This window comes from Aquimarina mytili (genome assembly GCF_016735115.1).
GTDB classification, from domain to species: domain Bacteria; phylum Bacteroidota; class Bacteroidia; order Flavobacteriales; family Flavobacteriaceae; genus Aquimarina; species Aquimarina mytili.
In genome coordinates this window covers 153,711-173,903 of sequence record NZ_JAERQJ010000005.1, presented here as the reverse complement: position 1 = coordinate 173,903, position 20,193 = coordinate 153,711, and the positions used below count along the sequence as shown (strand labels likewise).

21 protein-coding genes are annotated in these 20,193 nt (G+C 35.0%); 11 read left to right on the top strand and 10 right to left on the bottom strand.

Annotated elements, in window-relative coordinates; translation table 11 throughout:
* Window positions 1-29: 29 nt before the first annotated feature.
* Window positions 30-866: a DUF3667 domain-containing protein gene (locus tag JJQ60_RS13965; RefSeq protein WP_201921232.1), complete on the top strand. Its 837-nt coding sequence runs from the start codon at window positions 30-32 to the stop codon at window positions 864-866.
* Window positions 867-991: 125 nt separating this feature from the next.
* Here JJQ60_RS13965 and JJQ60_RS13960 read toward each other — a convergent pair whose 3' ends face one another.
* Both JJQ60_RS13960 and JJQ60_RS13955 read right to left on the bottom strand, forming a co-directional pair.
* Window positions 992-1,501, bottom strand: a complete 510-nt coding sequence (locus tag JJQ60_RS13960) for an acyl-CoA thioesterase (protein ID WP_201921229.1) — start codon at window positions 1,499-1,501, stop codon at window positions 992-994.
* A gap of 204 nt (window positions 1,502-1,705) precedes the next feature.
* Complete coding sequence (locus JJQ60_RS13955; protein WP_201921226.1) at window positions 1,706-2,704, bottom strand: HU domain-containing protein; 999 nt, start codon at window positions 2,702-2,704, stop codon at window positions 1,706-1,708.
* Between the two features lie 145 nt (window positions 2,705-2,849).
* Between JJQ60_RS13955 and dprA the strand changes: the two genes are divergently transcribed.
* The 3 genes from dprA to JJQ60_RS13940 all read left to right on the top strand — a co-directional run bounded on the left by dprA (window position 2,850) and on the right by JJQ60_RS13940 (window position 4,827).
* The gene (dprA, locus tag JJQ60_RS13950; RefSeq protein ID WP_201921223.1) at window positions 2,850-3,953 is read left to right on the top strand and encodes a DNA-processing protein DprA; all 1,104 of its coding nucleotides are present in this window, start codon (window positions 2,850-2,852) and stop codon (window positions 3,951-3,953) included.
* Window positions 3,954-4,036: 83 nt separating this feature from the next.
* Window positions 4,037-4,321: a type II toxin-antitoxin system TacA family antitoxin gene (locus JJQ60_RS13945; protein WP_201921208.1), complete on the top strand. Its 285-nt coding sequence runs from the start codon at window positions 4,037-4,039 to the stop codon at window positions 4,319-4,321.
* Window positions 4,321-4,827: a GNAT family protein gene (locus JJQ60_RS13940; protein ID WP_201921205.1), complete on the top strand. Its 507-nt coding sequence runs from the start codon at window positions 4,321-4,323 to the stop codon at window positions 4,825-4,827. Before JJQ60_RS13945 ends, JJQ60_RS13940 begins: the two co-directional genes overlap by 1 nt.
* A gap of 46 nt (window positions 4,828-4,873) precedes the next feature.
* On the opposite strand, the gene JJQ60_RS13935 is transcribed toward JJQ60_RS13940, so the two are convergent.
* From JJQ60_RS13935 to JJQ60_RS13900, 8 genes are all read right to left on the bottom strand, one after another.
* Entirely contained in the window at window positions 4,874-5,482 is a 609-nt protein-coding gene (locus JJQ60_RS13935) for a helix-turn-helix domain-containing protein (RefSeq protein WP_201921202.1), read from the bottom strand.
* A gap of 167 nt (window positions 5,483-5,649) precedes the next feature.
* Entirely contained in the window at window positions 5,650-6,045 is a 396-nt protein-coding gene (locus tag JJQ60_RS13930; protein WP_201921199.1) for a nuclear transport factor 2 family protein, read from the bottom strand.
* A 117-nt stretch (window positions 6,046-6,162) separates the two neighbouring features.
* Entirely contained in the window at window positions 6,163-8,403 is a 2,241-nt protein-coding gene (katG, locus tag JJQ60_RS13925; RefSeq protein ID WP_201921564.1) for a catalase/peroxidase HPI, read from the bottom strand.
* 474 nt (window positions 8,404-8,877) lie between these two features.
* Window positions 8,878-9,978, bottom strand: coding sequence for a glycoside hydrolase family 3 N-terminal domain-containing protein (locus JJQ60_RS13920; protein ID WP_201921195.1), 1,101 nt, complete (start codon window positions 9,976-9,978; stop codon window positions 8,878-8,880).
* 30 nt (window positions 9,979-10,008) lie between these two features.
* Complete coding sequence (locus JJQ60_RS13915) at window positions 10,009-10,857, bottom strand: sulfurtransferase (RefSeq protein WP_236669124.1); 849 nt, start codon at window positions 10,855-10,857, stop codon at window positions 10,009-10,011.
* A 9-nt stretch (window positions 10,858-10,866) separates the two neighbouring features.
* Complete coding sequence (locus JJQ60_RS13910; RefSeq protein ID WP_201921192.1) at window positions 10,867-11,325, bottom strand: nuclear transport factor 2 family protein; 459 nt, start codon at window positions 11,323-11,325, stop codon at window positions 10,867-10,869.
* Window positions 11,326-11,334: 9 nt separating this feature from the next.
* Window positions 11,335-11,796, bottom strand: a complete 462-nt coding sequence (locus JJQ60_RS13905) for a nuclear transport factor 2 family protein (protein ID WP_201921189.1) — start codon at window positions 11,794-11,796, stop codon at window positions 11,335-11,337.
* A 39-nt stretch (window positions 11,797-11,835) separates the two neighbouring features.
* On the bottom strand, window positions 11,836-12,831 hold the full coding sequence (locus JJQ60_RS13900) for an NAD(P)H-dependent glycerol-3-phosphate dehydrogenase (protein WP_201921187.1): 996 nt from the start codon (window positions 12,829-12,831) through the stop codon (window positions 11,836-11,838).
* Between the two features lie 122 nt (window positions 12,832-12,953).
* Between JJQ60_RS13900 and JJQ60_RS13895 the strand changes: the two genes are divergently transcribed.
* The 7 genes from JJQ60_RS13895 (at window position 12,954) to JJQ60_RS13865 (ending at window position 20,111) form a co-directional block, all read left to right on the top strand.
* The gene (locus JJQ60_RS13895) at window positions 12,954-13,877 is read left to right on the top strand and encodes a nicotinic acid mononucleotide adenyltransferase (RefSeq protein WP_201921184.1); all 924 of its coding nucleotides are present in this window, start codon (window positions 12,954-12,956) and stop codon (window positions 13,875-13,877) included.
* A 246-nt stretch (window positions 13,878-14,123) separates the two neighbouring features.
* On the top strand, window positions 14,124-14,336 hold the full coding sequence (locus JJQ60_RS13890; protein WP_201921181.1) for a hypothetical protein: 213 nt from the start codon (window positions 14,124-14,126) through the stop codon (window positions 14,334-14,336).
* Window positions 14,337-14,455: 119 nt separating this feature from the next.
* Complete coding sequence (locus JJQ60_RS13885; RefSeq protein ID WP_201921178.1) at window positions 14,456-14,995, top strand: 3-hydroxyanthranilate 3,4-dioxygenase; 540 nt, start codon at window positions 14,456-14,458, stop codon at window positions 14,993-14,995.
* Window positions 14,996-15,038: 43 nt separating this feature from the next.
* Complete coding sequence (locus tag JJQ60_RS13880; protein ID WP_201921176.1) at window positions 15,039-16,463, top strand: leucine-rich repeat domain-containing protein; 1,425 nt, start codon at window positions 15,039-15,041, stop codon at window positions 16,461-16,463.
* 154 nt (window positions 16,464-16,617) lie between these two features.
* A complete protein-coding gene (gene amaB / locus JJQ60_RS13875) occupies window positions 16,618-18,168 on the top strand; it encodes an L-piperidine-6-carboxylate dehydrogenase (RefSeq protein WP_201921174.1) in 1,551 nt (516 codons plus the stop codon).
* 101 nt (window positions 18,169-18,269) lie between these two features.
* Window positions 18,270-19,661 carry an MGH1-like glycoside hydrolase domain-containing protein gene (locus tag JJQ60_RS13870; RefSeq protein WP_201921170.1) on the top strand — a complete coding sequence of 464 codons (1,392 nt, stop codon included), beginning with the start codon at window positions 18,270-18,272 and terminating at the stop codon, window positions 19,659-19,661.
* A gap of 75 nt (window positions 19,662-19,736) precedes the next feature.
* Window positions 19,737-20,111: a carboxypeptidase-like regulatory domain-containing protein gene (locus JJQ60_RS13865; RefSeq protein WP_201921167.1), complete on the top strand. Its 375-nt coding sequence runs from the start codon at window positions 19,737-19,739 to the stop codon at window positions 20,109-20,111.
* Window positions 20,112-20,193 lie beyond the last annotated feature (82 nt).

Below are 20,193 nucleotides of genomic sequence, written 5' to 3'. Positions count from 1 at the left end.
AGCTTGAAAAAGTGGCTTAAATATAAAGGATGAATTGTAAAAATTGTAAAAAAAGTATCACGTCTAAAACTAAGTTTTGTGACGAATGCGGGGCAAAAGTCATCAAAAAACGAATTACGTTTAGGAACTTGATCAAAGATCTGTTTTCTAATGCTTTTGGGTGGGATAATAGATACTTTGTTACCATTAGAACTCTTGTCACTTCTCCTCATGTACTGCTTAATGAGTATATCGATGGAACACGAAAGAAATATGTAAACCCATTTGGTTTCTTTGCTATCGGGGCTGCAATTTCATTACTGGCATTCAATCAATTTTCTGAAGATTATCTTAGTATAGTTGGAGAGGTAAATAAAAAACAAATGGAGGCGATGAATGATGTTATATTATCTGATAGGACAAATGATGAAAACGTGTCAGATAATGTAAAGGTATTGGATCATGATGAATTATTAAAAAAGCAGCTGGCGCAAGGAGAAAAAATTCAAAAAACGATATTGAAGTACTATAACTTGTTTTCTTTTGTGCTTTTACCGTTTTATGCCATAATTGCTTTTTTAACCTTTTGGAAGCCCTATAATTATGGAGAGCATTTAGTAATCAATGCATATATACAAGGGCTTACATTTCTTTTAACCACGATTTTCTTTTTACTAGGCTTAGTTTTTACAACAACAATTCACTTTTTAGGATTAGGAAGTACAATAATTTATTATACCTACGCGTATACCAGGCTATATAATCTCTCGTTTGGTCAAGTAATTGTAAGGCTATTGAAGTTTGTAGTGATTACAGCCGTAATGATTATTGGTTTGATCTTTTTAGGCTTTATTATTGGTGTTGTGGGGAGTGCTTTAGGGCAATAAGCTACTCTATAATTAATACTAAATAGAGCTTTGCTGAATTCTTCAAACTTAAGTGTACAAACAAAACAAAGACTGTAGAGCCTATCCATGATTCTTTACCTGATAAGAGTATATAACCGATAAGACTATATAAACAATGCTTTTAGTTCTGTAGCATCATCAGGTTTCATTTTACCGGCCAAAACCAAGCTTAATTGTTTACGTCTCAAAGCGGCGTCAAAACGTTCTTTTTCTAGTGGCGTTTCTGGTGTAATAGGAGGTACCGCTACGGGTGTCCCACTTTCGTTTACGGCAACAAAGGTGTATATGGCTTCGTTAGCCTTGGTTTTATCGCCACTTTGTCGGTCTTCTACCCAAACATCTATATATACCTCCATAGAGGATCTAAATGCCCTGGAAACCTTAGCTTCAACCGTAACTACACTACCTAACGGAATAGCTTTATTAAATGCTACATGATTTACAGAGGCTGTAACTACAATTCTTCTTGAATGCCTACCAGCTGCAATACCAGCTGCACGATCCATACGAGCCAAAAGCTCACCTCCAAATAAATTATTAAGAGGATTGGTTTCACCTGTTAAGACTAAATCGGTTAATGTAGTACAAGATTCTGAAGGATATCTGGCTTCCATGTGATACAAAATTTTGGCAAAGATAGTCACGTCTGGATAACTTACACTATACTGTTGAATAAAAGTGGTTTAGAATGAAATGAGTAGATTGTGAATTCAATCAGGTTTTTACTCAAAAAGTATAAATGATGACTACAAATCAAAAAGAATATTACTAAAAATGAAATGCAATGCGGTTTTCTTTGAAATAAAAATTTCTTGAATTTATAGTTCTTCAACAAACAACCAAGCTCTGGAACTTTGTTCTTTTTTAATCTTTCGTAATGCTTTTAGTGCTTCTAATCGATCAGTATGACTTTGGTAAACTACTTGATGTAGGCCATATTTATTTACTCCGATTAGGCGAGCATTAAAACCTTGATTCTTTAATTGCTCAACTTTTTTATTAGCGTTAGACGCTATTCTAAAAGCTCCGGCAACGATATGATATTTTCCAGAAACAGTTTCAACCTCTGTAGAGGAATCTGTAGTTGTTTCTTCTTCTTTGATAAGATTAAGATTTATAGCCGGTAGCGGGTTAGAAATTTCAAATGTAGCTTCTTGGATTTTGTTTTCTATTTCTTGGTTAGCTTGTTGCCACTCTTGATGATTATAGCTTATCGTATTGTCACTTATTTGTTTTAGGCCAAAAAAGCCTCCAATTCCTATCACAATGGCAGCCGCTGCCGCATATTGTAAATAAGGGCGCTCTTTGCGCTTTTCAGGAGTAAAGGTTAGAGGTACCACTTCTTCAATGGCTTCAATTTCTTCTTTGTACACCTCGCGCTTTATTTCAACTTCACGTTTTATCACAGGAGAAACAAAAGAGCTTAAACCAAATGCTTCGGTAAGATAATTCACATCTTGTAATGGCTCAAACTGTAAGGTGTTTTCTACTGAAGTAAAAAATGCACCAATATGATCCAATTCTATACGTTTGCCTTGCGCCATTTTTTCATTAAGTGATAATACATATCGCTGAATTTTGGCTACAGCATCGGTGTATGAAATATTTTCAGCAGAAGCAATGTAGTTTGCTAATAAACCATCATTGTTTTTTAACTGGCTATTAAAAGATATTTGTTTTTGAGGAGGATAAAACGAATTGGTGCTTTCTTGTATCGTAGCAGGTTGGCGTCTTGTTAAAAAAGCACCAAAACCTGGTAAGATTACACATTCATACCTATATAATAATTCGCTTATGTATTTGGCTGTTGTATTCATTTCCCCTCTAAAAATGTGCTGCTATTGCAGTGTGTGGTTATTTAACCAAAGGTATGAAAAAATGAAGCTGATCAAAACTAAGACAGCTGAATTTATTAACAGTTTCGATTTTTTTTGTTTCTTGTACTGACTTATAAAGTATTACATGACCGTCGAAAAATTAATAGCTTTACTTACGCTTAAAAAAGTACCTAATCTTGGGGATAATTCTATCAAAAAATTGATTCGCGAAGTAGGCTCTGCACAAGAAGTACTTCATGAAAAAACCAGTAATCTTTTAAAAATAGATGGTATTGGTGCTGTCAAGATAAAAGACTTGCATAATCCAGAACACCGCAAAGCTGCCGATAACGAATTGCGATTTATCAAAGAAAATAACCTGAGATATTGGGTGTATGATCAACCAGATTACCCCGAAAAATTGAAGCATTGTATTGATGGTCCGGTGGTTTTGTTTAGTAGTGGAAATATTGATCTGCGTGAGAAGAAGATATTGAGTATTGTGGGTACAAGGAAAGTGACCAGCTATGGAGTTCAATTTTGTGAAGAACTCATAGAAACTCTGGCTCCAATCGATCCCGTTATCGTCTCTGGTTTTGCTTATGGAGTAGATATTACGGCACAACGTGCAGCCGTAAAACACAAACTGCAAACGGTAGGGTGTTTGGCTCATGGTCTTAATCAAATCTATCCTAAAGCACACAAAAAATATGTAGCCCAAATCGAAGAAAATGGAGGTTTTTTTACTGATTTTTGGAGTACAGATACATTCGACCGTAAAAATTTCTTAGGCCGTAATCGTATCATAGCAGGACTTAGCGAAGCTACAGTAGTTATCGAAAGTGCAGACAAAGGCGGGTCATTGGTTACGGCAGATATTGCAAATTCATATAATCGAGATGTATTTGCAGTGCCTGGTCGCGCCAATGATCCTTTGAGTAAAGGGTGTAATATGCTTATCAAAACACAGCGTGCTCATATGTTAACTAGTGCAGCCGATTTAATCTACATGCTTAACTGGGAATTAGAAAAAAAAGAACAACCCATAGTACAAAAGAAACTATTTGTAGAGTTAGAAGGAGATGAGAAGAAGATTCATACTTTCTTAAGCGATAATGGTAAAGAATTATTAGATACTATCGCCTTGCAATGCAAGATCCCTACTTTTAAAGCAGCTTCTGTTCTATTAAATATGGAACTGAAAGGAATGATCAGGCCTCTACCAGGTAAAATGTTTGAGGTAATTTAATGCATTGTACGGAAAATTTCCGCATATAATTGTAAGGTACGGAAATTATACGTACATTTGAAATAATTCTACTTAATACACTTATGAAAGTCACAAAAAAACTCGATAAAACGCGGTTTGATACTAGGTTATCGATAAAACAAAAAGAATTATTTGAAAGAGCTGCTACTCTTGGAGGATATGGAAGTTTAACAGATTTTGTTCTTAAAACTGTTCAAAAAAGAGCAAAAGAGATTATTAAGGAAAACGAAGTGATTTTAGCTTCAAAAAGAGATAGTGAAATATTTTTTGACGCTTTAATGAATCCAGAACCTCCTAATGAAGCTTTAAAAAATGCAGCGAAAAAGTATTTGAAGGTAAAAGAATAATGACATTACAAACAGAAAATCTCAAATCTTCTCATTGCCGTGAAGATTTTTGCAGTGGAAAAGAATTATTAGATAATTATATTAAAAAGCAAGCCAATCAAGATATTAAAAAGAAATTATCTGTTTGTAATGTAATTATTGAAAATGAGGATGAAAAAGAAAAGGTAAAAGGATATTATACACTTTCTAATTCAGGTATTCCTCGTAAAATGATCCCTGAAAACTATCAAAGAAAATTCCCAAAATCTTACACCACAATTCCTGTAACTCTTTTAGGAAGACTTGCACGAGATAAAAATTTTAATGGAAAAAGAGCAGGGGAATTTTTATTAATGGATGCCCTTTATCAATGTTATTTAGCAGCAAAAAAAATTGCTTCATTTGCTGTTATAGTAGATCCAATAGATAAAGAAGCAGAATCTTTTTATGAAAAATATGGCTTTGAGTTTATACCAGATAGTAAAAAGATGTTTTTACCAATGAAAACTATCGACCAACTATTTTAAATAGTAAATTATTTGCTAGAAACCTGTTTGAAGTATTTGGAAAGTTTTATCTATAAAAAAATTGCTCTTTTATAATTTTATCACCGCTTGCTTCATAAACGATAATTTCATCAACATACATTTTTTGCCCATTTTTTAATAACACATCTGTGATCATGTGAATACTAAAAAAATCTTTGGCTATCAAAGGTTCAGATACCTCAAAAAGATGCCATTGTTTAATGTTTTCAAGACTCGGTAATTCTTCAATTTCAAATTCAAGAGAAGGCTTTGGAGTTGTTTTGCTTTTAGTTATTGCTTCTTTAGTGATTTGCTGTTTCAATTCTTGTATTTCTCTAAACTGAGAAGGAGCACAATTAAACTGATTTTTGAAAGCTTTGCTAAAAGCTGCAATATCGCTATAGCCAACCTCTAAGGCAATATCTGAAATAGTATTGTTCGAATATTTAAGATATTGCGCAGCTTTTTCTAGCTTTATTCTTTTGAGATACTTTCCGATAGTTTCATGATGTAATGCCATGAAGATTCGATTGATGTTTCTGTAAGAATAAAAAGAAACATTTTCAATATCCTTAATAGAGATATCTTCTTTAAACCTTTCATCTAAAAAATCTAATAGCGATTTGTATCTATCTAGTTGTGTAGGATTATTCATAAATTTCTTTTTACGTAAGATACAAGTACCGTGAACATATAAAGTTGTCAATTTTGGACAATCTCAGATGAATACAACCTGCTTTAAGCCAAAAACATGCATTCTAAAGATACTTAGATTTTATACACTATCATTTTCGAAAAGTTGAATATTAGAACCTGTATGAATTACTTTTTCATCTGCTCCAAGAACTCTCCCATTTTTTGATGTACCACCTGTATAGCTTTTAATGGACGAATCATCACTTTGATGTCTTTTAATTTTCCGTCTTGATCAAAAGTAAGCATATCAACACCTTCGACGGTAACACCGTTAATTTCTGTAGTAAATTCTAAAATGCTATGCTCATTATTACTCACTTCTCTCTTGTATTTGAAATGCTCATTGGCAATAATACTAGCCGCTGCAGTAAGGTATATGCCTACAATTTTCTTTCCTTTTTGGGGTGTCCATACTACAGGAGAATGTAATACTGCATCATCTGCGATAAGTTCGCCTAATCTAGACACATCTCTTTTTGCAACAAATTGATGCCATAAGGCTAGCCCTTTTTGATTATTCATGATATAGTTGTTTTTTTATTTTATAGAAACGTATAAATCTACAATAAATATCTTTCTGCAAAAGAAACCCACTTCATTTTAAAAACGAAGTGGGTTCTATTGTATAGCTATACAAAATTATTTCAGATCAAATCGATCCAGCGTCATTACTTTGCTCCATGCATCAACAAAGTCTTTTACAAACTTCTCTTTAGCATCATTACTGGCATACACTTCAGCCAAAGCTCTTAATTCAGAGTTTGAACCAAAAATAAGATCTGCGCGTGTAGCTGTCCACTTGATCTCATTTGTTGCCCGGTCTCTTCCTTCATATTTTTCTTTTTTATCAGAAACGGCTTTCCATGCGGTACTCATGTCCAAAAGATTTATGAAGAAGTCATTGCTTAAAGTTCCTGGGTTTTTTGTGAAAATACCGTGTCTCGAACGATCATAATTAGCATTTAAAACACGCATACCACCAACAAGAACCGTCATTTCTGGAACGGTTAAAGTAAGTAATTGAGCCTTGTCCACTAATAATTCTTCTGTAGTTAAGGTATATTTTGTTTTTAAATAATTTCTAAATCCGTCTGCCAATGGTTCTAGCACAGCCATTGAATTTGCATCTGTTTGTTCTTGTGACGCATCCATGCGCCCGGGTGTAAACGGAACTTTTATGGGATATCCTGCCTTTTTTGCAGCTTCCTCAACAGCTGCAGCTCCTCCTAATACAATTAGATCAGCCATCGAGATTTTTTTGCCTTTTGCAGTAAAATCGTTTTGAATTTTTTCTAAAGTTGTCAATACTTTATTTAATTGTTTGGGGTTATTAACTTCCCAATTTCTTTGAGGTTCTAATCGGATACGAGCCCCATTAGCACCACCTCTTCTATCAGAGTTACGAAAAGTAGATGCAGAAGCCCATGCTGTTGCTACTAGTTCACTAATCGTTAGGTTTGAGGCTAAAATGCTCGATTTCAAATCGGCAATATCCTGAGCAGTAACTAATTTGTGATCAACTTCAGGGATTGGATCCTGCCAAATAAATTCTTGTTTAGGGTTTTCTGGCCCTAAGTATGTCGTTCTAGGACCCATATCTCTATGAGTTAATTTAAACCATGCATTGGCGAATGCTTTGTTGAAGGCTTCTGGGTTTTCTAAAAAGTTTCTTGAAATTTTTTCATAAACAGGATCAAATCGTAACGAAAGATCGGTAGTTAACATTGTTGGCTTGTGTCTTTTTTCAGAATCAAAAGCATCGGGAAATATCGCCTCAGAATCTTTGGCAACCCACTGATGGGCTCCTCCCGGGCTTTTTGTTAATTCCCATTCAAAATTAAACAAATTAGCAAAGAAGGTATTGTTCCACTGAGTAGGTGTGGCGGTCCAGATTACTTCCAAACCAGAGGTGATAGCATCTTTACCTTTTCCGGTACCGTAACCGCTTTTCCAACCAAATCCTTGTTCTTCAATTTCTGCAGCTTCGGGAGAGGCCCCAAGGTGTGAACCGGATGCTGCACCGTGGGTTTTACCCAACGTATGCCCTCCAGCTATAAGCGCCACGGTTTCTTCATCGTTCATTCCCATTCGTCCAAACGTTTCTCGTATGTCTTTGGCTGCGGCAACCGGATCTGGATTGCCGTTAGGACCTTCTGGATTTACATATATAAGCCCCATTTGAACCGCTGCCAGAGGTCTTTCTAGCTCGCGGTCCCCAGTATAACGCTCATCATCCAACATTTTTGATTCTGAACCCCAATATACATTGCTCGCAGGTTCCCAAACGTCTTCTCTACCTCCCGCAAAACCAATGGTTTTAAAACCCATGGACTCGAAGGCAACATTACCAGTAAGTATCATCAAATCTGCCCAGGAGATTTTGCTTCCATATTTTTGTTTAATGGGCCAAAGAAGTCTCCTTGCCTTATCCAGGTTGCCATTGTCGGGCCAGCTGTTGAGCGGTGCAAAACGTTGCTGACCCTCACGCGAGCCTCCACGGCCGTCACCTGTTCTATAGGTACCAGCACTGTGCCATGCCATACGAATAAACAACCCACCATAATGCCCATAATCGGCGGGCCACCAATCTTGTGAATCTGTCATGAGTTGGGTTAAATCTTTTTTTAAAGCCTCATAATCCAGGCTATTAAACTTTTCAGCATAATTAAAATCCTGACCCATAGGGTCCGAATTTGATGAATGTTGTCTGAGGACACTTAAATCGAGTTGGTTGGGCCACCAATCTCTATTGGTTTTTCCATCATTACTTACATTGAGACCACCAGAAGGTCCTTCAGAGGAAAAACCGAAAGGACATTTCCCTTTTTTAGCTGCATCACCTTGTGTTTCATTTTGATGACAAGCTGTAAAGAGGATCATAGCAAGGGCTAAGGGAATTAAGAGTTTGTTTTTCATTTGTGTAATTTTTAGGTTTAATACGTGATTTTATTGTTGGTCCTTAAAGTTAACTGTATTTTTTCGCAGATAAAAACAGATACTGTTTATAAAATTATAGCCGAATAGATAACATCTATGATGGATTAGAAAATATAGTTATGAAAAAATACTAACTACAGAATTCTACATCATTTTGAAAAATTCAAATTGGATCTACAGAGGAGATCTTTATAGAAAAAGAGATTTTAATTAGATTTTTCATAGCACATATATTTAAGATGGTATGTCAAATCTAATACGACAAAGGCAAATAATTTGTTAGTTACCTAACATCTGGAGACTTTGTAATTTTGCTAGGTTAGGAGTTAATTCTATTGTATTTAGCATGTGTTTCATGGGACCATTGACAAGTCTCAACGGATTGTTTTTAAAGATATAGTTTGCAGGTATTTATAATTAAATCATTCCTGCACAAACCTTTAAACGCAATATCTTTTTTACCGATTGAATAACTTGTTCGCTGTAGGCTTTATCATTTTCGATTTCGGCAAGGATAGATTTCATAGTTTTTTCTTCGTCTTTTGGCATAAGGATCATATCACAACCGGCTTTTGAAGCGAGTAGGGGAGCATTATCCAAAATAGTAACTGCTTTCATGATATTTAAAGCATCAGAAACTATAATACCATCAAAACACATCCCGTCTTTTAATAAATCGGTTATTATTCTTCTGGAACAACTAGATGGTAACCCATTGGTGCCAAATACATCATTATTTATAACCGTAATATGAGCAATCATAATAGATAATACTCCATCGGCAATTATAGGCTTGTAATTATCCACTTCTTGCAATGGGCCATCAATATATACGCTTTGTTTATGTGTATCCCCTTTGACCAATCCGTGACCTGGAAAATGTTTCGCTGTAGCAATAATACCACCTTCTTGAGTACATTTAATAAATCGGTTAGCTAGGTTGATTACAGAATCTTTATTGTTGCCGTAACTTCGTGATTTGATAGCTTCATTACCCGGACTAATGTCAAGCACGGGAGCGAAGTTATGATGAACACCAATTTCTTTGAGTTCTTGATTGATAATAGTAACTACAGAATCTGATTTTGCATTGGTTTTAATATCAATCGTTTTACCTACATCTTGTGCCCCTTTGATTCTACTTGCAAATAAACTGGGTTCTGCATCCATACTAAACATAAGAGGCAGCGTTTTATTTTTTTCTGAAATTGCATTGAGTTCATCAATCGTTTCGGTATGTGTTTTCTTACTTCCCTTTAAAAATACAACCCCACCAATAATATCATCTTCGGCGAGTTTTTTTACCACTGCTTCGGGTTTACCTAGCTCTCCTGTACAGCTAATGATCATTTGAGCAATTCTTTGTTTTTGAGATAGAGTGTTATAAATAGAATCTACAGTATGATCTAATTCTGGATTATCGGTATAGAAATCATTCAAACCAAATTTTTTATCCTGTGCATTACCAGTATTTGCCAGTACTAATGAAGCTAAGAGTAAAAGAAAAAAATATTTCATGTTTGTGTAACGTAATAATTCGTAATTTAATTAACACTCGATAGGTACATCATTCAATTGCCCCCATTCGCTCCAGGAACCATCATACACTGATACATTATGATATTGAGCCAGCTTGGCTGCCAGCATAATAATACATGCAGTAATTCCAGATCCGCAGGTAAAGATCAGTTTTTTATTTTCAATATTAAAATCATCCAGAATTTCTTTTAACTCATCTACAGGAAGCATATGCCTATCTCGCAATATGTCTTTGTAATGCAAATTCATTGAGTTTGGAATATGGCCACCTTTAAGACTTGCTCTAGGTTCTGGCTCTTGAGCTGTAAATCTACCTGGAGAACGTGCATCCAGAATTAAGGTGGACTCATTATTGATTTCATTTAAGACCTTTTTTGCATCCACAACAAGTTTCGAATTAAATGAGGCTCTAAAATCACCTAAATTGTATGTGTTGTCATTGGTTTCGGGTTCAATGGCTAAATTTTGTTGCTGCCAAGCGGGTAAACCTCCATCGAGTACTGCGATATTTTGATGCCCCATGATTTTGAACATCCACCATACTCTTGCACTAGAGTATATTCCGATTTTATCGTAAACCACAATTTTATGATGATTGCTAATCCCTAATTTTTTACAAGCTTCAGAAAATACCTTGGGAGAGGATAGCATATTGGGTATGTCTGTAGAGGTATCAGAAAAGGCCTTTTTAATGTCAAAAAAGCGAGCATTCTTTATCCTTAGTTTTGGGTACTTTTCGTTACTATTATTTGCTGCTTTTTTAATGGTTGCATCCAAAATAATGAGATCTGGATGATTTAGATGTTCTGAAAGCCAGGAAACTGAAACTAAAGGTTGCTCAATTTTTAATTCTTTCATAGCCATAGATTATGCATCAATATTAAATTTGTCGAGTAATCGATTGGATCGATATTGGATTTTTTTTCTAAAATAGCTTGAGCCTCCGATAACTCTTCCTTTCCAGCCCATAGCTTGGGATGACCATCTATGTAGACTATAATTATCAGTGTGTTTTATAATTTTACGATCTTTAAACTCGAAGGTGGAGGTTACACGATTAAGAACAGGTCTTTTTCTGCCGCCAAAAGTATAACGTGCTTCCCAATAGGCCGAACCTTTATCATGATTTACCTTTATGTCTGAAAATTTTACCGTAAGATCTTTACCGTTTTCACAAAGCCAATACCACATTTTTTTAGCTTTATCACCTTCAAGTTTACCAAAAATGGGATCTTCAAAAATTATTTCATCATGATAATAAGAAACCATAGTATCTACATCATGATTGTTTAATGCGGTATAAAATGCTTTGATAACTTCTTTCATAAAAAAGGATTAAGCAGAGCTCGCCATAAATTTATCAAGCATTCTGTTGGTTTGCTGAATTAGTTTCTTTTTAAAAAACCCCGTACCACCAAGTAATTTGCCTTTCCATCCTATGGCTTGTGATGCCCATCGATGTAGATTAAAATGATCGGTATGTTTTATGATCTTACCATCTTTAAACTCAAACTCGGCATCAATACTATTATGGACAGATCTTCCGGTTTTACTAAACGAATACCAAGCTTCCCAATGCGCTGAACCTTTTTGTTCATTTGCTTCGACCTGAGAAAATTCGACTTTGAAATTGGTAGCATTTTTACAAAGCATTCGCCACATGCCTTTGGCACGATCTCCTTCTAGTTTTCCGAACCCAGGATCTTCAAAAACAACATCGTCGTGATAACAAGACACCATTTTATCAGGATCTAGTTCGCTTAAACCTGTGTAGAATGTTTCAATAAGTTGCTTCATAGAATCAATATAAAATAAGAGCTATGAAGATAAGAATAATTAATCTAGCTTATCAGCTAGTTTTTTAAATACTTTTTTAGGGTTTTTGTTTTCATACAAAATATCATGCACGGCATCTATGATAGGTGTTCTAGCTGCTTTGGTTGCATCTAACTCATAGGCCGTTTTAGCGGCATAATATCCTTCGGCTACCATATTCATTTCCATTTGAGCACTTTTTACAGTATATCCTTTACCAATCATATTACCAAACATTCGGTTACGGGAGAAAATAGAATATCCTGTTACTAATAAATCTCCTAAATAAGCAGAGTTATTAATATTACGTTTCATTTTATGTACTTTTTTAATGAAACGCTTCATTTCGCGAATGGCATTACTCATTAATACACTCTGAAAATTATCACCATACCCCAACCCATGAGCTATACCTGCAGCCACAGAATAGATGTTTTTGAGCACAGCGGCATATTCTGTACCAATAATATCATCACTGGTTTTGCATTTGATATATTCACTACTCAAGTGATTTGCCATAATTTTGGCTTTTTCTTCATCATTAGAAGCTATGGTAAGATAAGATAAACGTTCTAAGGCAACTTCTTCGGCATGACAAGGGCCTGTAATCACTCCAATATTATTAAACGGGATATTATATTCATCATGAAAATGTTCGCCTACGATCAGACCGGTTTCTGGAACAATCCCTTTTATGGCAGAAAAAATCACTTTGTCCTGTAATGAAACGGTAAGCTTTTCTAGTTCGGTATGAAGAAATGCGGATGGGATTGCAAAAATGAGATAATCTGCATATTCAATAGCCTCATTAATATCATTTGTAAGTTTGAGTTGGTTTATTTTAAACTCAACAGAGCTAAGATAGTTAGGGTTGTGATATTGCCTCTTGAGATGCTCTAAAGCATATACACTGCGCATATACCAACCTACTTCATCTAGATTATTGGTTAGCATTTTTACGATGGCGGTTGCCCAACTACCACCACCCAGAACGGCAAACTTTAATTTTTTTTCCATAAAAATGATTGTGGTTCAAAAATAGGTAAAATACAGCTTAAATTAAAGCATTGACAATCAGTTTGTTGTGAGTTTGGCACATGTTTTGGTTTATGCTTAGAGAATTTGAAAACACACAGCTTATGAAAACGCTAAAATTACTTTCGGTTATTCTAATGGGATCAATGCTATTAACATCTTGTGTAGCAGAAGTTATTATTGAAGAAGATGTATATATCGAAGAACCTATCGTTACTCTTGATGAAATTTTAAATACGTATGAAATTTGGTATGTAGATATCGAGCGTACAAAAGGTAATGGTGAGATTCCGTTTTTGCAAAAAGCATTTACAGTTTCGTTTAAGAACGGAACATTTTATGCCAACAATAATTTGGTAGGAATGGGAAGTAATGGTAACGGTTTCGGATTGGATGTAGGGTATTATGATGCCTATCGCTCAGAAGTAGATGTTAATCATGACATTGATGGCGTATATAGACTTGGAGTAACTCAACTTTCTAGTAATCAAATCGAGTTGTATGACGGGGTTACTAATACAAGCTATTATTTGATCGGGTATCAAAGAAATACTTTTGATTATGACAAGGTATTTTATGACAATATTCATTATTTTCTTCAGGAATATGAGACCTGGGAAAAAGTATATACCAGTGAATATGGTGTACTTAATGAATTTGATAACGAAAACTATTTAAAATTCCTGTACTACGGTTCTGGAGATAATTTTAAAAGTTCTGAAGATGCAAACGGAATTCCTATTGATGATATCTTTTACGATTATATAGGGCATTACGAGGTTTATGATATTGCAGATAACTTTTATAGGAAAACTTTAACACTTGATTACAGCTTTTTGGACAATGAATTCTTTGAGTTATCCGTTATTAATGACAGTGAAATAGAATTATTTCATCCAAGATCAGGTACGGTGTATCAATTTAAGGGAAGAGGACACTTATTATTCAAGAGTTCTAAAAACGGTAAAAAAGTCCAAAACGAAACAAAAAGAATAAAAAAAGCAGATCTTAAGTTAAGAAAGCTTTAAAAATAAAAAGTAAGGTAGCACTTTACGACACAAATTTTTTGGTTGGTTATTTAGTTGGGAATCGCTCTACAGGAGAAATCTTGTTTGAGCGATTTCTTTTTTAAAAAGGTCATGAAGTTATGAAAAAAACAACCCTCACTCAACTTTTGTTATACACTTGATATTCAGGTATTAATTTCTCAAAAATTAAGAATTGAAATATAATATTTCGTAACTTTAATTACGTTAACAAATCAAACTTAAGTTATGCTGAAAAAAATTTTAAACATTGAAAATGTCAAAGAATTAACCAAGAATGAACAAAAATCTGTAACCGGAGGAGCTATTCCAATTTTTGACGATTGTTGCACCTGCGTTTTTAGACCAGGTAATAGTTCTTTTCCGATATTGATTACTCAATCCTGTTCTATTCCGTGTCCAACCGATGGAGCTTTAGAATACGAAGACACCGGTTGTTAATTTTTAATATAAGCGAACTTCGGTTCGCTTTATTCTTTTAGTTTAGCAACAACATTCCTTCAATTTTTAGAAAGTTTCCTCTGCAATTCCTTACTTTTATATTCCTTAAAAAGTAATATATGGCGATTCAAAAACCATTCAATCTTCCCCGGTGGATTGAAGAAAATAGAGACACACTAAAACCACCCGTAGGCAATAAAAATTTATATAAAGAATCTGGCGACTATATTGTAATGATTGTTGCAGGTCCAAATGCCAGAAAAGACTATCATTATAACGAGACCGAAGAACTTTTCTATCAGTTAGAAGGTACGATCGAAGTGCATATTCAAGAAGAAGGAAAAAAGAAAACCATGACTCTTGGTCCGGGTGATATGTATTTGCATCCGGCCAAAGTGCCGCATTCTCCAGTTCGTCATGAGGGATCTATTGGTTTGGTGATTGAAAGAAAACGAGTAGATCAGGAAGCAGAAGATGGGCTATTGTGGTTTTGTGATAATTGCAATACCAAACTACACGAGGTGTATTTTAAGTTGAATGATATTGAAAAAGACTTTCTGAAACACTTTAAACATTTTTATGGAAGCAAGGCGTTAAGAACCTGCAATAATTGTGGTACAGAGATGCCCACGGACAAACGATTTGTTTCTGAAGAATAACCAACAAGATCAATTTTATCCATTAAAAAGCAACAGGTAGCCTATGTCTAGTTTAGTACGCATTCATATTCTTTCAAAGGAAGAAAACACGCTTGAAGTTGAAGTAGAAATTATACATCCTGATGAACATCCTATACGAGACGATTTTAGTTATGCTTTTCAGATCATACTTGAGCAGTTTAACAGTATCGAGAATGAATATATCTATAATGCAGGTTGGCAACAGTATCCAATCACTCAAGAAGAGGCTAATAAATTAATCACCGAAGAGCTAAGGGCAGAACTTAATCCATTAAAAGAGTTTTGTTATGGTAAGTCTATAGATATTACAGAAGAAGAATATAAAAATATTGAAAATCAAGGAGATTGGAGTTATAACGGCAAGGAGATCTCGGCAATGGGGATAGAAGAGGAAACCCGACATCATATTACATTAAAACCCGAGTATTCTAAATTTTGTGAAGAAATAGAAAAATATATTGAATCTGTTGAGGTTTTAGACCATAAAAACTATCCACATTGGTTTGATCGTTTAGATGCCTGGTTAACCTATAAAGAAACATGGGATTTTCCCGAAGAAGCATATGAGGCTCATCAAGAGGACCCTAATCCATCATATACATTAAAAATTACGGTTAAGCAACGGCATATTATTTCGCATGTTATCGAAGGTTCTGAGTGGGAGTCTGCAGCCTTTTCTTTTGAGGGGTACTATGCAAAGGACTATGTTCCAAAGTACATAAAAAACAGAAAATTTCTACTAGAGCCTGCGGCGGTGAATACTGAATATTCAGAAAAAGAATTAACAGATTGGTGGAAAGCATTATCTGATACCTGGAAACATATACTACAAATAAACCTTCATATACAAAGACATGAACTTTTTAATAGTGTGGTTACGCGATGTTTAGGTATGGTTACTTCAGCATATTTTAAGAACAATTATCCTAATGTAGTTTTTGATCCACCAACAAGGCATGACCTACAAGAAATGACCCAATTGAAAGCTCTTTTTGCCTCAAGCATGGGGTTGAAGACGTTAGAACCTATTAAAATGCTTAGGGGGTTGTATCTTGTTGAGCTAGAATCAAATGATTTTGAAGATGTTACGCCTTTATCAGGGTTAAAAAATCTTCAATATTTAAATCTATATTCATGCTATACCATGTCTAAGGTAAATATAGCCTTATCAAACCTAAAAGAGCTGAAATACCTTTACGTAGATCCAAAAAAGCAAGAAGATATTGATGCAATTGCCGATCTGCTCAAGTTAAAAGAGTTACATTTTTTTGCCGAATTTGAAGTGAACGCCAAAGTATTTATCAATCTTAAAAACCTAAAGAAAATAAGTGGTTATTCTGAAGGAGTCACAAAAGAGAGTATGCCCGCTCTGAAAGAAATGTTTCAATCAGGAATTGACATCAAATGGGAGCTAGGAGAAACCGGAGAAATGGTTGCATTTGATTAAATCAAATCAATCTATAAAACTTTATTTTTTTGCTAAATTGATTTTTTTATGTAAGGTTTTTTAAAAATTCATTCAAAATTAACTTTAGAATCGATCAAAATTTAATTTATCTTCAAAACACAGTATCTTTACATTTTTAAAAGTAACAAACATTATGGCAACAATAGTAGATTTTGGTATTCAGGAAGCGCTTCAACAATTAGGCGTTTCAGATCATAATAAAGGAACTTCAACAGGAGCAAATTGGTTTTCTTCTCAAGAAACAATTTCATCATACTCACCGGTAGATGGAGAACTAATCGGTAAAGTAGAGGTTACTACAAAAGATGATTATGAGAAAGTAATTCAAACAGCATCAGAAGCGTTTAAATCATGGAGAGTAATGCCTGCTCCGCAACGTGGAGAGATCGTAAGACAATTTGGAGAAGAGCTGAGAAAACTTAAAGAACCTCTAGGCAAACTAGTTTCTTATGAGATGGGAAAATCGTATCAAGAAGGTCTTGGTGAAGTACAAGAAATGATCGACATCTGTGATTTTGCTGTTGGGTTATCAAGACAATTGCATGGGTTAACAATGCACTCAGAGCGTCCAGGTCATAGAATGTATGAGCAATATCACCCACTTGGAATTGTTGGGATTATTTCTGCATTCAATTTTCCGGTAGCTGTTTGGTCCTGGAATACAGCATTAGCATGGATTTGTGGTGATGTTTGTGTTTGGAAACCAAGTGAAAAAACGCCATTATGCGGAATTGCATGTCAGAATATTATCGCTAAAGTGTTAAAAGAAAATAATTTACCTGAAGGAATCTCATGTCTAATCAATGGCGATTATAAAGTAGGAGAGATGATGACTACAGATAAACGTGTTCCTTTAGTTTCGGCAACGGGATCTACCCGAATGGGTAAAATCGTAGCAGCAACCGTTGGACAACGTTTAGGAAAATCTCTTTTAGAACTTGGAGGAAACAATGCCATAATAGTTACTCCAGATGCTGATATCAAAATGACAGTAATTGGAGCTGTTTTTGGTGCTGTAGGTACTGCAGGTCAACGTTGTACGTCAACACGTAGATTGATTATTCATGATTCTATCTATGACAAAGTCAAAAAAGCAGTGGTTGATGCCTATGGGCAATTAAGAATTGGTAATCCGTTAGATGAAAATAATCATGTAGGTCCATTAATTGATACAGATGCGGTAAAAGGATATCAAAATGCGCTCGAAAAAGTAGTACAAGAAGGTGGAAATATCGTTGTCGAAGGCGGTGTACTTTCTGGAGAAGGATATGAAAGCGGATGTTATGTAAAACCAGCCATTGCAGAAGCTAATAATTCTTTTGAGATCGTACAGCATGAAACTTTTGCTCCGGTATTGTATCTTTTAAAATATAGCGGAAATGTAGAAGATGCAATCGACGTGCAAAATGGTGTTGCTCAAGGATTATCATCTGCGATTATGACCAATAATCTAAGAGAAGCTGAGCGTTTCTTATCGCATGCAGGATCAGATTGTGGTATTGCTAATGTAAATATTGGTACTTCAGGGGCCGAGATTGGTGGTGCTTTTGGTGGTGAAAAAGAGACCGGAGGAGGACGCGAATCTGGATCAGATGCCTGGAAAGTATATATGAGACGTCAAACAAACACAATAAACTACACTACAGAATTGCCATTAGCACAAGGAATCAAATTCGATTTGTAGATTGTATTTCTTATAAAATAGTTAAAAGCACTCCATCATGGGGTGCTTTTTTTGTTGAATACCATCTATTACGTAACTTTCTGGAAATTAATGGGCTTATCATGAAAAGAAGAGAATTCACAAAAAAAATCGGTATTGCAGCGGGTACCATAGGTTTGGCGGGAACATATGGCTGTACTACAAAAACTGAAAGTAAAAAAACTGAAGAAAAAGCGAATAAGGATTGTCCTTCAGAATTTAAGGTTACTCCAGAAGTATCAAAACAGATGTATGATAAGGCTCTAGAAATTACAAAAGCCAAAGTACGAGGAGGAGACAGTGAAGTGTTTTTTAAAAAACCCTTTATCGATGCCGCATTTTCTCAGAACATTTTTCTTTGGGATACTTGTTTTATGGTATGCTTTGCAAAATATCATTTGGATGAACTGCCCGTGTACCAAGCTTTAGATAATTTTTATGAGCAAATGGAAAAAGATGGGTACATCTGCAGAGAATATCGCCATGATGGATCCCCACTTTGGTCAAAAGATCACCCGGTTTCAATAAACCCTCCGTTATTAGCATTTGCCGAACTAGAGATATATTCGGTTACAAAAGACAAAGAACGGCTAAAGAAGGTGTATCCAATTCTAAAAAAGAACTTTGAGTTTTTGGTAGCGACGTATCAGATGGATGATCATCTGTTTTATGCCGATACCTTAGGAATGGGGATGGATAATATTCAGAGGTACCCTCAAGGTTGGGACAATGATGGTAATGGTATGACCCATCATGAATTAGGCGAGAAATTAGAAAAAATGAGTGCTCCCGGAGAGGTGAAGTTAAACACATTTGTTGCAGAATACCCAAAAACTTTGCAAGGCCTGTGGAACAAACAAGGCAGGTTAGTAGATTTCTCTTGTCAAATGGCAATGTTTGCCGATCAACTCAAAACAATAGCTCAAAGCATAGATGCATCTAATGATATAGATAGGTATTCTAAAATTCATGAAAATATAGCCAAAGCCGTTAATGAATTATGCTGGAATGAAGAAGATCAAATATATTATGATTTAGGTTTTGAGAAACAAATTCCACGGAAACATATAGGCATGTACTGGGCATTATTAGGAAAAATAGTTCCCAAAGATAGAATGGAATCATTTTTAGCGCATCTCGAAAACCCAAAAGAATTTGGAAGACGTACTCCACTGCCCGCACTTTCTGCAGATGATATAGATTATAAAGGGTGGGGAGATTATTGGCGAGGTGGTGTATGGGCACCAACAGCTTATATGGTTTTAAAGGGGCTAACAGTTTGTGAACAAAATGATTTGGCTAAACGATTGGCCCAAAAAATCTACACCTCTGTAGCCGAAGTATTTGTAGCAACAGGTACTTTTTGGGAAAACTATTCTCCCGATTTGATCTCATATGGTATGCCAGCAAAAAAAGATTTTTGTGGATGGACAGCCTTAATTCCTATTGCTGTTTATAAAGAATATATTTCCTAAAAAAGTTAAAATAACGCAACCCTATCTTTTAAAACACATCTTTTATACAAGTATTAATGTATTATTTATAGTTAGATGAAGAGATTAGTTTTTATTAGCATAGTAATAGCCTTTTGGGCTTGTAATAATGATGATGATAAAACCGAGGACCCAATTTTTTGCACACTAGAGGCTAGACCAGGCATAGAAGTAAGAGTAAAAGATGCAATAGATGAAATGTTTTTGGTTGAAGGAGTAGAGGTAATTATTACCGACGGAGAGTATAAAGAAACCCTTACAAGTTTTTCAGGAAATAATACTTTTTTTGGAGCTTATGAGCGCGTGGGAACCTATATCATTGAAGTTCGTAAAAATGGATATCAAACCAAAATAACTGATCCCGTAGTTGTAGAGAAAGACATCTGTCATGTAATTACCCAAAATCTTGAGGTTTTGTTAGAAAAAAACTAATTTTTAACAGTAATTTTTAAAAATTTTTAAGAAAAAACGTAAAAAATTGAGCTAGATTTATCGACTATTCACAAATCAGCTT

Coding starts and splice junctions, on each gene's coding strand:
- JJQ60_RS13965 (WP_201921232.1), top strand. CDS start 30: ATGAATTGTAAAAATTGTAAAAAAAGTATCACGTCTAAAACTAAGTTT.
- JJQ60_RS13960 (WP_201921229.1), bottom strand. CDS start 1,501: ATGGAAGCCAGATATCCTTCAGAATCTTGTACTACATTAACCGATTTA.
- JJQ60_RS13955 (WP_201921226.1), bottom strand. CDS start 2,704: ATGAATACAACAGCCAAATACATAAGCGAATTATTATATAGGTATGAA.
- dprA (WP_201921223.1), top strand. CDS start 2,850: ATGACCGTCGAAAAATTAATAGCTTTACTTACGCTTAAAAAAGTACCT.
- JJQ60_RS13945 (WP_201921208.1), top strand. CDS start 4,037: ATGAAAGTCACAAAAAAACTCGATAAAACGCGGTTTGATACTAGGTTA.
- JJQ60_RS13940 (WP_201921205.1), top strand. CDS start 4,321: ATGACATTACAAACAGAAAATCTCAAATCTTCTCATTGCCGTGAAGAT.
- JJQ60_RS13935 (WP_201921202.1), bottom strand. CDS start 5,482: ATGAATAATCCTACACAACTAGATAGATACAAATCGCTATTAGATTTT.
- JJQ60_RS13930 (WP_201921199.1), bottom strand. CDS start 6,045: ATGAATAATCAAAAAGGGCTAGCCTTATGGCATCAATTTGTTGCAAAA.
- katG (WP_201921564.1), bottom strand. CDS start 8,403: ATGATCCTCTTTACAGCTTGTCATCAAAATGAAACACAAGGTGATGCA.
- JJQ60_RS13920 (WP_201921195.1), bottom strand. CDS start 9,978: ATGAAATATTTTTTTCTTTTACTCTTAGCTTCATTAGTACTGGCAAAT.
- JJQ60_RS13915 (WP_236669124.1), bottom strand. CDS start 10,857: ATGAAAGAATTAAAAATTGAGCAACCTTTAGTTTCAGTTTCCTGGCTT.
- JJQ60_RS13910 (WP_201921192.1), bottom strand. CDS start 11,325: ATGAAAGAAGTTATCAAAGCATTTTATACCGCATTAAACAATCATGAT.
- JJQ60_RS13905 (WP_201921189.1), bottom strand. CDS start 11,796: ATGAAGCAACTTATTGAAACATTCTACACAGGTTTAAGCGAACTAGAT.
- JJQ60_RS13900 (WP_201921187.1), bottom strand. CDS start 12,831: ATGGAAAAAAAATTAAAGTTTGCCGTTCTGGGTGGTGGTAGTTGGGCA.
- JJQ60_RS13895 (WP_201921184.1), top strand. CDS start 12,954: ATGAAAACGCTAAAATTACTTTCGGTTATTCTAATGGGATCAATGCTA.
- JJQ60_RS13890 (WP_201921181.1), top strand. CDS start 14,124: ATGCTGAAAAAAATTTTAAACATTGAAAATGTCAAAGAATTAACCAAG.
- JJQ60_RS13885 (WP_201921178.1), top strand. CDS start 14,456: ATGGCGATTCAAAAACCATTCAATCTTCCCCGGTGGATTGAAGAAAAT.
- JJQ60_RS13880 (WP_201921176.1), top strand. CDS start 15,039: ATGTCTAGTTTAGTACGCATTCATATTCTTTCAAAGGAAGAAAACACG.
- amaB (WP_201921174.1), top strand. CDS start 16,618: ATGGCAACAATAGTAGATTTTGGTATTCAGGAAGCGCTTCAACAATTA.
- JJQ60_RS13870 (WP_201921170.1), top strand. CDS start 18,270: ATGAAAAGAAGAGAATTCACAAAAAAAATCGGTATTGCAGCGGGTACC.
- JJQ60_RS13865 (WP_201921167.1), top strand. CDS start 19,737: ATGAAGAGATTAGTTTTTATTAGCATAGTAATAGCCTTTTGGGCTTGT.